Here is an 11,607-nt window from a genome sequence, read left to right on the forward strand (position 1 = left end):
CGGAGAACTCACGCGCAGAAAAGTAGTACTTGCGCGCGCTAGTGAAGCTTGTTTAGAATCACTAGCGCGCGCTAGCGAATCGTCGATTCGAAAGTTCGGCGCGGCTCATCCACGCAAAGGAGCGTCTCTTGTCCCAATCAGCAACTACCGTCGGTGCCGGCGGTACGCAGTTGCCGCCGCTCGGGCGCGGCAGATACAACCGCAGGCTCGGTCTCGTCGCAGTCATCGCGACGTTCGGAGGCCTGCTCTTCGGCTACGACACGGGAGTGCTCAACGGAGCACTCTCCTTCATGGTCGACTACTTCGAGATCACGCCTATGCAGGAGGGGTTCATCACCTCCATCCTGCTCGTCGGCGCCGCCATCGGCGCCTTCTTCGGCGGCAGGATCTCCGACAGGTACGGTCGGCGCAGCTTCATCATCGTCCTGGCGGTGCTGTTCTTCATCGGTGCGCTCGGCTGTGTCTTCGCCTACGAGTTCTGGGTGCTGCTGGTCTTCCGATTCGTCCTCGGTCTGGCGGTGGGCGGAGCTTCGGTCACGGTCCCCGTCTATCTTGCGGAGGTCGCGCCGTTCGAGAAGCGCGGCAGTCTGGTCTCGCGCAACGAGCTCATGATCGTGACCGGACAGTTCCTCGCCTTCCTGATCAACGCGATCATCGGCAACGTCTGGGGCAGCAATCCCGAGGTGTGGCGCTTCATGCTCGCGGTTGCCGTGCTCCCCGCCTTCGTCCTGTTCTTCGGCATGCTCCGAATGCCGGAGAGCCCTCGCTGGCTGGTGTCGAAGGGGCATGACGAGGAGGCCGAGTCGGTGCTCCGTACGATGCGCTCGGAGCAGCGCGCCGCAGCGGAGATCGCCGAGGTCAAGTACCTCGCGGAGCAGGAGCGGCAGGAGAAGCTCGGGTCGTGGAGGGAGATCCTCTCGCAGCCGTGGACTCGAAAGCTGCTCCTCATCGGCTTCGGGATCGCCTTCTTCCAGCAGCTGACCGGAATCAACTCGATGATGTATTACGGGACCCAGGTGCTCGAGCAGGCGGGCTTCGACCGGAATGCGGCGCTGAGCTTCAACGTGCTCAACGGTCTCGCCTCGGTCGTTCCGATGATCATCGCGCTCTACGTCATCAATCGCGTCAGTCGTCGGGCGATGATGCTCACCGGATTCATCGGTACGACTACTGCGCACATCGGCGTCGGCCTGGTCGGTATCTGGATGCCTGAGGACAGCACCCTCCGGCCCTGGCTGCTCCTCGTCTTCATCGTCGTCTTCATCGCCGTCATGCAGGGAACGATCGGGCCGCTTTCGTGGCTCATGATCTCCGAGATCTTCCCGCTGCGGATGCGCGGCATCATGATCGGCGCGTCGGCGATGGTGCTCTGGCTCACCAATGCCGCCATCTCCCTCGTGTTCCCCTCGCTGGTGGCGGCGCTCGGTTTCGGGACATTCCTGTTGTTCGCCGTGGTGGGCTTCCTGGCGATCGCGTTCATGGCGAAGTACCTTCCCGAAACCGGCGGGCGCAGCCTCGAAGAGTTCGAGGAGACCTTCAAGACCGAGAATCTTCGGGTGGACCGGTAGGCGGCCGACGTGATCTCGACGATGTGGCATTGTGTCGATGTGAGTTCTTTGGATCGACGGCCGACGCAAGTTGATGTGGCGCGGGAGGCGGGCGTGTCCCGCGCGCTCGTATCCATCGCCTATCGCGGCGTGAAGGGCATCAGCCCCGAGACCCGCGAGCACATCTTCGAGGTCGCGAAGCAGCTCGGCTATCGACCGAACGGCGTGGCGGCGCGGCTCGCGAGCCGGTACACGGCGACGATCGGCGTCTTCCTCTTCGACCTGTACAACGAGGTCTTCGCGGACATCTTCGAGGGCGTTCGTTCGGTCACCGCGGAGGAGGGCCGGCCGCTCGTCCTCTCCGTCGGGTCGCGAGACGGTTCGCGCGAGCGCGAGGGGCTCGAGATGCTGCAGAACGCGCGCGCGGACGTGATCATCGCCGCCGGGCTGATGCTTCCGGATGCCGCTGTGACGAAGGTCGGGGAGACGACGCCGGTGGTGAGCGCCTCGCGCTCGATTCCGGGTATCGACAGCGCTTTCGCCAGCGACGAGGCGGGCGCCGAGCTGGCCGTCGCGCATCTGCACGAGCTCGGCCATCGGCGCATCGCTCATATCGCGAGCCCGCCGCGTCAGGGGTACTTGGGGAGGAAGGCCGGGTACGAGCGATCGATGCTGGTGCGAGGCCTTGCACCGCTCGTACGAGAGGCCGACTATTCCCAGGAGTCGGCCGCTGTCGCCGCCGCCTCGTTGCTGGACCTCGCGGAGCCCCCGACGGCGATCTTCGCGAACAACGACATCGCCGCGCTCGGCGTGATCGATGTCCTTTCCGAACGGGGTCTTCGCGCGGGGGCGGACCTCTCGATCGTGGGGTATGACGATACCCCCGTCGCGAGGCTCCCCACCGTTTCGCTCACATCGGTCGACCTGCATGCGCAGAGGCTCGGCGCGGTCGCAGCCGAGCTCGCGCTCCGCAGGCTGTCGGAGCCCGCCGCTGCGATCGAGCAGCGATCGATCGACCCCGAGCTCATCCCCCGGGGCTCGACGACGGCTCCGCCGCGCGGATAGTCTCTGCGCCGGGTGTGTCGTCACATCCTCATTCCAGAAAACTAGCGCGCGCTACCAGCGTGCGAGAACACTTATTACTAGAAGAAACGGAGAACACGATGACAGTACGCATCGGCGTCATCGGCGTCGGACTGGCCGGCTCGGCGCATGTCCGGACCATCAACGATTCGGTGGTAGGCGGTGAGATCACCGCGTTGGCGGACATCGACATCACGAGGGCGGAGGCGCTCGCGAAGGGCTGCCCCGGCCCCGTGACGGTGTTCGACGACGCGGAGGCGCTCATCCGCTCCGAGCTCGTGGACGCGGTGGTGATCACCTCGATCGCCCCGACGCATGCGGAGCTCGTGCTCGCCTGCATCGCCCAGGGCAAGCCGGTCTTCTGCGAGAAGCCCCTCGCCGTCACGGCGGATGACTGCGAGCGGATCGTCGAGGCCGAGATCCGGAGCGGTCGGCATCTCGTCCAGGTCGGGTTCATGCGCCGCTTCGACCCCGCCTACCGGGATCTGCGCGCGATCATCCGGGAGGACGCTATCGGCGAGGTCGTGGCGATCCATGCGGCGCACCGCAATATGCGCGTGCCGGAGCATTTCACCTCGGAGATGCATACGACAGAGGCGCTCATCCACGAGATCGATGTCTTCCGGTGGCTGCTCGACGACGAGTATGCGCAAGTCCTGGTCGAGGGAACCCCGGACGCCTCCGGTCGACTCATCGACCCCCAGTTCGTGCGCTTCCGCACGGAGGGCGGTCGGCACATCGACGTCGAGGTCTTCGTCAACGCGGAATACGGCTACGACATCACCTGCGAGGTCGTCGGACGGAACGGCACGGCGGCGCTTCCCGGCCCGAGCGCGCCTCCCCTCAACGCCGGAGGCATCGAAGGTGTGCGGCATCATGCGGACTTCCGCACCCGGTTCGCCGGCGCGTATCGCGACGAGCTCGTCGAATGGGTGGCGGGCATCGTTCGGGGCGAGGTGCGCGGCCCCGACTCCTGGGACGGCCTGGTCGCGGCGATCGTGTCCGATGCCGCCGTCTCGTCGTTGCATTCGGGCGTTGCCCAGGCGATCGAACTGCCCGACAAGCCGAACTTCTACTGACCGAATTCTCAAGCCCGACCACACGAAACCCCACACGACGAAGGAAGACATCATGCAAATCGGAATCAACACCGACGGCCTCGCCACGCTGAGCCTGGACGAGATGCTCGATGCCGTGCGCGATCTCGGCATCGAGTACGTCGAGCTCTCCACCGGCAACTGGTCGACTGCGCCGCATATCGATCTCGACGAACTGCTCGCAAGCGAACGCGCGCGTGCCGAGCTCGCGGAGAAGCTCGAGTCCCGCGGCCTCAAGCTCGACGCGTTCAACTGCTCCGGGAATCCGCTTCATCCCGGGCCCGAAGGTGGCGAGCACCGCGACGTGACGAAGAAGACGATCGAACTCGCCGAGGCCTTCGGCATCAACCGTCTCGTACTCATGTCGGGCCTCGCCGGTGCGCCCGGCGACTCGCATCCGAACTGGATCACGGTGGCTTGGCCCCCGTACACGGCGGATATCCTCCGCTACCAGTGGGACGAAGTACTGCTGCCGTACTGGTCCGAGCTCGTGCCGTTCGCGGAGCGGCACGGCGTGGACGAGCTCGCCATCGAGATGCACGGCCATCAGAACGTCTACAACCCCGAGACGCTCCTGCGCCTGCGCGACGCGGTGGGCCCTGCCGTCGGCGCCAACTTCGACCCCAGCCACCTCATGTGGATGGGAGGGGATGTCATCGGCGCGATCGATGAGCTCAAGGGGGCGATCCATCACGTGCACGCCAAGGACGTCCGTCTGGAAAAGCGATTCCTCGGACGCAATACCGCCCTGGAGACGGCCTCTTTCGCCGACCCCGAGCACCGATCATGGAACTTCGTCACGATGGGATACGGGCACGACGAGACCTTCTGGACGGAATTCATGGTCGCACTGCGTCGAGCCGACTTCGACGGCATCCTCAGCATCGAGCACGAGGACATGCTGATCGACCCCATCGAGGCGCTGGAGAAGACCGTGGCGCTCATCAAACGGACGGGTTTTCTCAAGCCTTCCGCCTACGAAGCGACCGTGGCCCGGTTCTTCGGCGCTGGAGACGGGTCCTGACCGCCGCGGCGGGCGACGAGAGGAGCATGGAATCATGAAACGCGAGCGTATCGCCGCTCAGCCGGTGTCCTGGGGAATCAACTACCTCCCGGGCTGGGGACGGATGGTCGGGGCCGATCGTATTCTGCGCGAGGTCAAGGAGCTCGGGCTGAACGCGCTCGAATATCAGCCGGGGCTCTTCCCGGAGGACGCGGGCGCCGCGCGTCGGCTCTTCGCGGAGTCCGGCATCCGGCCCGCAGCGGGCTGGATTCCGGTGGCGTTGGCGCAGCGCGACAGGGCGGAGGAACTCGAGCGGTTCCGCGCTGCGGTGCGGTTCGTCTCCGCGTTGGGTGCACCGATTGCCACGATCGGCGCGGCGGGGCCGGGCGGGGACTTCGAAGAGCGTGTGGAGCTCGGCGACCGCGAGTGGGGTTATCTCACGACAGGGCTCGACGAGATCTCGGAGATCGCCGCCGAGCACGGAGTCGAGGTGGCGCTGCACCCGCATGTGGGCACTGCCGTGGAGCGGGAGGCGGATATCGAGCGGGTATTGGGGACATCGTCGGTGAGCTTCTGCTTCGACGCGGGCCACATCGCTGCGGCGGGCGGCGACGCCGTGCGGATTGCGCGGCTCATCGCCCCCAGGACGGTTCATCTGCATCTCAAAGATGTCGATGCGGAGATCAACAGGCGACTCGTGGACGGCGAGATCGGCTGGGCGGAGGCGGTCGGGCAAGGTGTCTTCACACCGCTCGGCCAGGGCGACCTCGACCTGCGGGCAATTCTCACCGCATTCGCCGAGTACGAGGGCGCCGTGGTGATCGAGCAGGATATCCGGCTGCTCGAGGACGGCTCGGGGCCCGAGCAGGATCCTTTCGCCAATATGAAGACGAGCATCGAGTTTCTGGAGGAGGTCGCATGACGAGCGGTATCCGCGATCTCGACGTGCTCGAGATCGACGGCGTTCGATATCGGGAGGCGGAGCCCCCGGTGCAGTTGCCGAAGACGGATGGCTGGATGCACTCGGGTTGCGCGATCCTGGGCGACGGGACCGTTGCGGTCGCGCACCCCGAAGGCCGTCGCCTGATTCTCTCGAAGGAAGAGGGAAGTTCCCGCGAGGTGGCAGTTCCGGCGCTCGAAATGCATACCATCGGCGTGGATACGCGACACGGAGGCGAAACGCTGTGGCTGGTCAACAACGGCCACCGCTTCGTGAAGGGTGAGCCCGATTACGACCATTATCGGGAGCGAGGTTCCGTGATACGAGTCGCGTTGGACGGCGAGGTGCGTCAAGAGATCCACTGCCCGGAGATCGAGGCGTACGCTGCGGAGCCCTGGCAGCCGACTTCCATCTGCAGGGGCTACGACGGCAGCATCTGGGTGGCGGACGGGTACGGCGCGAACCTGGTACATCGCTTCAGCCCGTCCGGTGCTTATCTGCGCACGTTCGATGCGGATGAAGCCGGCGCGCCGCTCGACTGCCCGCACGGCATCGCGGCTCTTGGCGAGCAGCTGCTGATCGCCGATCGCGGTAATCGGCGAGTGCTCGTGCTCGAGGGGGAGAGAATCGTGGGTGCCCTGGATGCTCCGCTCACCAGCCCGTCGAGCATCCTGGTTCTCGGCGAATGGCTGTTGGTGACAGAGCTCTTCGGCGGGCTCGCGGTGTTCCGCGGGGATGAGTATGTCGGACACTTCGCGCGTTCGACCGACGATGTCGACGACGACGCGTGGCCCAACGTACGCGACGAGCGGGGCCACGTGACCGCTCCGACTCTGGGCCCTGAGCTCCGAGCGCCACACGGCATCGCGGGTGACCGGAGCCGGATCGTGCTGACCGAATGGCTCATCGGCGGTCGAGTCCGCGAGTACCGTCCGGAGTGATCGGCTCGCTGTTCGGTGCTGGAGCGCCCGGGCGGTCGGCAGACTGCTCCGGGCGCTCCGACGCTGGCTATTGCCCGAGCTCGACCAAGAGGACTCCGAGGATGATGAGCAGCCCGATTCCGATGAGCATCCGCCGGGTCAGCGGCTCCTTCCAGGCCTCACGGGCGAACACGGCGATGACGGGCGCCCCGAGGCCGGCGGGCTGGGCTTCAGCTCTCGACGCCCTTGCATGCGCCGACGGGCCGCAGAGTCCATAGGGCATTCGAAGTCCAGGGCCTCTGACGAGGGGGACGCGTGCTCGTCGACTACGTGCCGCAGTAGGTCGTGTAGGCGCCGAAGTCCGCGGGGGCGGGGAGCGCGTAGCGCTCCAGCCCTTCGCGCTCCTGGAAGGGGGAGGAGACGGCCTCGAGCAGTGCGCCCACGGGCGCCATGTCGCCGATTCGCGCCGCGTCGAGCGCCTCCTCGACGAGATGGTTGCGCGGGATGTAGACTGGATTGACGCGATCCATGCGCTCGGGGTCGGGTCGCAGGGCCAGCCAGCGGTCGAGCCAGTCCCGGATGGCGGCCCGGTCGTCGAAGCGCTCGGCGAATCCGTCGTCCTCGTCCCGGGCGAAGCGAGCCAGGCCGCGGAAGAACGACGTGTAGTCGATCCGCGAGGCCTCGAGCAGCGGGAAGAGCGATTCGAGCAGCGCGGCGATCTCCTCATCCTCGCCCGCCGGCGGCAGGCCCAGCTTCTCGCGCATCCCGGCCGACCAGTCGGCGCTGTAGCGCTCCGGGAAGTGGGCGAGCGCCGCCTCGGCGAGGGCGACGGCCTCGTCCTGGTCCTCGGCGAGTAGCGGCAGCAGCGACTCGGCGAGCCGTTCGAGGTTCCACTGGGCGATGACCGGCTGCCTGCCGTAGGCGTAGCGGCCCGTGTGGTCGATCGAGCTGTAGACCGCGCCGGGATCGAAGGCGTCCATGAAGGCGCAGGGGCCGAAGTCGATGGTCTCTCCCGAGACGGTCATGTTGTCGGTGCTCATGACGCCGTGCACGAAGCCGACGAGCATCCAGCGCGCGATGAGCGACGCCTGGGCCGCGACGATCGCTTCGAACAGCGCGAGGTAGGGATGCTCCGCCTCCCGCGCCGAGGGGTGGTGGCGCGCGATCGCGTGGTCGGCCAGACGCTTGAGGAGGTCGAGATCGCCGGAGGCCCGCGCGTATTGGAAGCTGCCGACCCGCAGGTGGCCGGCGGCGACGCGGGCGAGCACCGCGCCCTGCTCCACCTGCTCGCGGAAGACGGGGCGGCCGGTCTTCGTCACCGCGAGCGAGCGGGTTCCGGGCACGCCGAGCGCGGCCATCGCCTCGCTCACGATGAGCTCCCGGAGCATCGGGCCGATCACCGCGCGCCCGTCGCCGCCCCGGGAGAACGGGGTGGGGCCGGAGCCCTTGAGGTGGATGTCGCGCAGCCGGCCGCGCGCATCCTCGACCTCGCCGAGCAGCAGCGCCCGTCCGTCGCCGAGCCGGGGCTGGTACACGCCCCACTGGTGGCCCGAGTACACCTGGGCCACCGGCTTCGCGTCCTCCGGCAGCCCGGTTCCCGTGAGGAAGCGGGCGCCCTCCTCGGAGCGGAGCCATTCGACGTCGAGGCCGAGCTCCTCCGCCAGCGACTCGTTGAGCACGAGCACCTGCGGCTCGGGAGCGGGATCGGCCTGCCACGGCAGCGCGAGCTCGGGGAGGTCGGTTGCGAAGTGCGAGTGGAGGTGCATGTACGCGGCCCGTCATTCGGAGGATGTTCCTCGGCTCAGCGTAGAAGAAGCGGCTCCAAGGCTCACGGGCATGAGAACGGAACTGGAACACGAGGTAATGATCACGAAATTTGATAACAAAAGTAGACATTGAAAGAGTCATCACATAATCTTGCCTTCATTGAAGTTCGGAATCGAAGGAGATGCACCCGACGATGGGCCAGATCGAACGCAAGCAGACCGGGGATGGAAGCGTCCCCTATTCCTCGGCAGTCCTCTCGGCAGGTCTGGTATGGACCAGCGGGGCACTGCCGGTCGATGAAGGCGGCACGGTCCCGGCGGACTTCGGAGACCAGGTGCGACTCGCGCTCGAGAACCTCGAGCGCTCCCTGACGGCTGCCGGGGCGGGCTGGGCGGATGTCGTGAAGATCAACGGCTACGTGCTCGACATCACCCGGCTGCCCGAGCTCAATGCCGTGTACGAGCGGGTCGTGTGCGTGCACGGCAAGCCGGCGCGAACCACCGTGGAGGTCGCCGCCTTCCGCGGCGACGTGCAGGTGGAATTCGACGCAGTCGCGGTCCGAGCGGATGGGGAGGACTGATGGGGCGCCGGAGGAGCGCACTCGTCATCGGCGCCGGTGCCGTGGGGCTCGCCTGCGCCTTCGAGCTGGCCGAGTCGGGGCATCCGGTGACCGTGCTCGATGCGGGCAGAGTCGGCGCGGCGGCTTCTGCCGGCAACGCCGGCTGGGTAACGCCTTTCCTCTCCACCCCACGTGCCGCCCCCGGCGCCGTTCGGCAGGCGCTGCAGAGCTTCGCGCGACCGGAAGGCCCGGCTCGTATGCGCCCGCACGCGGAAGTCGGCTTCGCGCGTTGGATCGCGCAGTTCCTCTTGGCGACCAGGAAGCGTTCGAGCGACCGGGCGACCGCGGCGCTGCAGCGCTTCGCACGCGATTCGCAAGCGGCATTCGAGTCCCTCGAAGCCCGCGGGGTCGCGATGGAGTATCACCGCACTGGTCTTGCCGTGGTGTTCAAGGACGCCGCCAGGATGGATGCCTATTTGCAACTCGGCGCCAAGGTCGCGGCTCTCGGCTATCGCGGGCGGATCAGCCCCTATCGCGGGCAGGATGCGCTCGAATTCGAGCCCGCCCTGCACCCGAGCGTCGCCGGCGCGGTGCATCTCGTCGACGAATCCCACGTCCGGCCCGAAAGCCTTACGGACGGTCTGGCCGAGGCGATCCGCCTGCGGGGCGGGGAGATTCTCGAAGGACGTCGGGTGACGATGATGCGGCTGCACCGAGGAGGTGCCTGGTCCGTTTCGACCGCCTCGGGAGAGGAACATCGAGCCTCCACCGTCGTGGTAGCCGCGGGGCACCGCTCTCGGGAGCTCATGAGCCAGGTGGGCGTACGGGTTCCCATCGAGTCGGCCAAAGGGACGAGTCTGACGGCTTCGGGCGCGGGCACGACGCCGGCGAGGGCGTTGAAGCTCTACGAAAGCATGGTCGCGTGCTCACCCTTCGGCGACCAGGTGCGTCTGTCGGGTACATACGACATCGGGGTGCGCGATGCATCGCTCAACCGGCGGCGTCTGGAATCGGTCGTGCGGCAGGGGCGCAGCTATCTGCGGGACTGGGAGCCCGCTCGCCCCACCCTCGAATGGGCCGGACATCGGCCGACCACTCCCGACGATCTGCCCATCATCGGGCCAGTTCGCAAACGCCCCGGTCTCTACCTGGCCACGGGCCACGGCACGCTCGGAATCACGCTCGCGCCGCTGACGGGCGCGATGCTGGCCCGAGAGATCGACGCCGGGCGCACGGACCCATGGCTCCGACAGTTCAACCTCGACCGATTCGCGGGGCTGGTGCCCCGATCGTTCTGACTCGTGACGAGTCGCAAACACCGATTAGCAAGGAGAGTTCACAATGGCGTCGACTGATGCTCCTGGTTCGAAGCGGGAACTGACCCGCCACATGGTCGCGGGCGGGGTGGGCAATTTCGTCGAATGGTACGACTTCGGCATCTACGGCTTCCTCTCGTTCGCGCTGGCGAAGAACTTCTTCACCGGAGACGGGGTGGGGCCGATGCTCGCGACATTCGCGGTCTTCGGCGTCTCGTTCGTGTGCCGCCCCATCGGAGCGGTGGTGTTCGGCCACCTGGGCGACCGGATCGGACGCAAGGGCGTGCTCTCCATCGTGGTGCTGACGATTGCGATCGCGACGGGGCTCGTGGCGTTCCTGCCCACCTACGAGCAGGTGGGCTGGCTCGCCCCCTTCCTCTTGGTGCTGCTGCGCTGTGTTCAGGGATTCGCGGCAGGAGGGGAGTACGGCGGGGCGAGCAGCTTCGTATTCGAGCACGCTCCGAAGCACCTGAGGGGCATGTTCGGGGGCATCCTCGGCGTGAGCACGTATCTCGCGTATCTGGCCGGTGCATCGCTCGCATTCGGGCTCAGTGCGGGGCTCTCGGAGGAGGCGATGATGGCCTGGGGCTGGAGGATTCCGTTCTTCATCGCGATTCCGCTCGGAATCATCGGCCTGTACATCCGCACCCACGTCCAGGACACTCCCGAATTCGAGGAGATCCGCGACGAGACTCCGCCGACGTTGCAGCAGACCGTGTCCGCGCAGTGGAAGAACATCCTGCTGCTGTTCGGCTTCATCATTTCGAATGCGGTCGGCCCGTATCTGCTGGTGACCTACATCCCCACCTACCTCAAGACCTCGGGAAGACTCACCGATGGGGAAACGCTCATCGCTCAAGCTGCGGCCCTCATCCTCGTGTGCATTCTTCTGCCGGTGTTCGGATGGCTCTCCGATCGGGTGGGGCGTCGCGCGGTCATGGTTGTCTCGACGATCATGTACGTGGTCGTTCCAGTGCCCGCCTTCACACTCATCCAAAGCTCGGAGGGGTTCGCGGTATTCATCGGCCTGGCCCTCCTGGCGATCGCCCAGGCGGCGAGTACTTCGGTCACCGCGGTGCTGATCTGCGAGTTGTTCCCGACGGCGATGCGAGTCGGCTCCTCGTCCATCGCGTACAACCTCGCCTACGCGCTGTTCGGCGGGACCGCGCCGTTCATCGCCACGTGGCTGGTGGCGCAGACAGGAGTGGATATCGCGCCTGCGTTCTACGTCATCGCGGTAGCCGCCGCGTCCACGATCTTCGTGTTCCTGCTGCCGGAGACGTCGCCGAAACATGGCAGGCGCAAGTCCGATACCCCGGTGGCGACGGGAGTGCGGCGTGTTTGGGACTCAAAGCGCGGGTTCCTCGAGGAGCGA

General features: G+C 66.6%; 10 protein-coding genes. 9 read left to right on the forward strand and 1 reads right to left on the reverse strand.

Features of this window, described 5'->3' with window-relative positions:
* Window positions 1-128 precede the first annotated feature (128 nt).
* The 6 genes from FM112_RS16630 to FM112_RS16655 all read left to right on the forward strand — a co-directional run bounded on the left by FM112_RS16630 (window position 129) and on the right by FM112_RS16655 (window position 6,611).
* Entirely contained in the window at window positions 129-1,568 is a 1,440-nt protein-coding gene (locus tag FM112_RS16630) for a sugar porter family MFS transporter (protein ID WP_087009573.1), read from the forward strand.
* A 21-nt stretch (window positions 1,569-1,589) separates the two neighbouring features.
* Complete coding sequence (locus FM112_RS16635; RefSeq protein ID WP_087009586.1) at window positions 1,590-2,612, forward strand: LacI family DNA-binding transcriptional regulator; 1,023 nt, start codon at window positions 1,590-1,592, stop codon at window positions 2,610-2,612.
* 98 nt (window positions 2,613-2,710) lie between these two features.
* Window positions 2,711-3,709, forward strand: coding sequence for a Gfo/Idh/MocA family protein (locus tag FM112_RS16640; protein ID WP_087009574.1), 999 nt, complete (start codon window positions 2,711-2,713; stop codon window positions 3,707-3,709).
* A 52-nt stretch (window positions 3,710-3,761) separates the two neighbouring features.
* Window positions 3,762-4,751 carry a sugar phosphate isomerase/epimerase gene (locus FM112_RS16645; RefSeq protein ID WP_087009575.1) on the forward strand — a complete coding sequence of 330 codons (990 nt, stop codon included), beginning with the start codon at window positions 3,762-3,764 and terminating at the stop codon, window positions 4,749-4,751.
* A gap of 34 nt (window positions 4,752-4,785) precedes the next feature.
* Window positions 4,786-5,652: a sugar phosphate isomerase/epimerase gene (locus FM112_RS16650; protein WP_087009576.1), complete on the forward strand. Its 867-nt coding sequence runs from the start codon at window positions 4,786-4,788 to the stop codon at window positions 5,650-5,652.
* Entirely contained in the window at window positions 5,649-6,611 is a 963-nt protein-coding gene (locus tag FM112_RS16655; RefSeq protein WP_087009577.1) for a hypothetical protein, read from the forward strand. Before FM112_RS16650 ends, FM112_RS16655 begins: the two co-directional genes overlap by 4 nt.
* Window positions 6,612-6,916: 305 nt before the next feature.
* Here the strand turns inward: FM112_RS16655 and FM112_RS16665 are convergent, their stop codons facing one another.
* The gene (locus FM112_RS16665; RefSeq protein WP_087009579.1) at window positions 6,917-8,356 is read right to left on the reverse strand and encodes a YdiU family protein; all 1,440 of its coding nucleotides are present in this window, start codon (window positions 8,354-8,356) and stop codon (window positions 6,917-6,919) included.
* Window positions 8,357-8,550: 194 nt separating this feature from the next.
* Between FM112_RS16665 and FM112_RS16670 the strand changes: the two genes are divergently transcribed.
* From FM112_RS16670 to FM112_RS16680, 3 genes are all read left to right on the forward strand, one after another.
* The gene (locus FM112_RS16670) at window positions 8,551-8,937 is read left to right on the forward strand and encodes a RidA family protein (RefSeq protein ID WP_087009587.1); all 387 of its coding nucleotides are present in this window, start codon (window positions 8,551-8,553) and stop codon (window positions 8,935-8,937) included.
* The gene (locus FM112_RS16675; protein ID WP_087009580.1) at window positions 8,937-10,214 is read left to right on the forward strand and encodes an FAD-binding oxidoreductase; all 1,278 of its coding nucleotides are present in this window, start codon (window positions 8,937-8,939) and stop codon (window positions 10,212-10,214) included. Before FM112_RS16670 ends, FM112_RS16675 begins: the two co-directional genes overlap by 1 nt.
* Window positions 10,215-10,257: 43 nt before the next feature.
* A partial coding sequence (locus FM112_RS16680; RefSeq protein ID WP_140400744.1) for an MFS transporter occupies window positions 10,258-11,607 on the forward strand: 1,350 nt, incomplete at its 3' end.

Origin of the sequence: Gulosibacter sp. 10, from assembly GCF_900163695.1 — a bacterium.
In the GTDB taxonomy this organism is placed as follows: Bacteria; Actinomycetota; Actinomycetes; order Actinomycetales; family Microbacteriaceae; genus Gulosibacter.

What these genes read in the sequence shown, in the direction of transcription:
- FM112_RS16635 (WP_087009586.1), top strand. Translation starts at nt 1,590, where the DNA reads ATGTGGCATTGTGTCGATGTGAGTTCTTTGGATCGACGGCCGACGCAA.
- FM112_RS16640 (WP_087009574.1), top strand. Translation starts at nt 2,711, where the DNA reads ATGACAGTACGCATCGGCGTCATCGGCGTCGGACTGGCCGGCTCGGCG.
- FM112_RS16645 (WP_087009575.1), top strand. Translation starts at nt 3,762, where the DNA reads ATGCAAATCGGAATCAACACCGACGGCCTCGCCACGCTGAGCCTGGAC.
- FM112_RS16650 (WP_087009576.1), top strand. Translation starts at nt 4,786, where the DNA reads ATGAAACGCGAGCGTATCGCCGCTCAGCCGGTGTCCTGGGGAATCAAC.
- FM112_RS16655 (WP_087009577.1), top strand. Translation starts at nt 5,649, where the DNA reads ATGACGAGCGGTATCCGCGATCTCGACGTGCTCGAGATCGACGGCGTT.
- FM112_RS16665 (WP_087009579.1), bottom strand. Translation starts at nt 8,356, where the DNA reads ATGCACCTCCACTCGCACTTCGCAACCGACCTCCCCGAGCTCGCGCTG.
- FM112_RS16670 (WP_087009587.1), top strand. Translation starts at nt 8,551, where the DNA reads ATGGGCCAGATCGAACGCAAGCAGACCGGGGATGGAAGCGTCCCCTAT.
- FM112_RS16675 (WP_087009580.1), top strand. Translation starts at nt 8,937, where the DNA reads ATGGGGCGCCGGAGGAGCGCACTCGTCATCGGCGCCGGTGCCGTGGGG.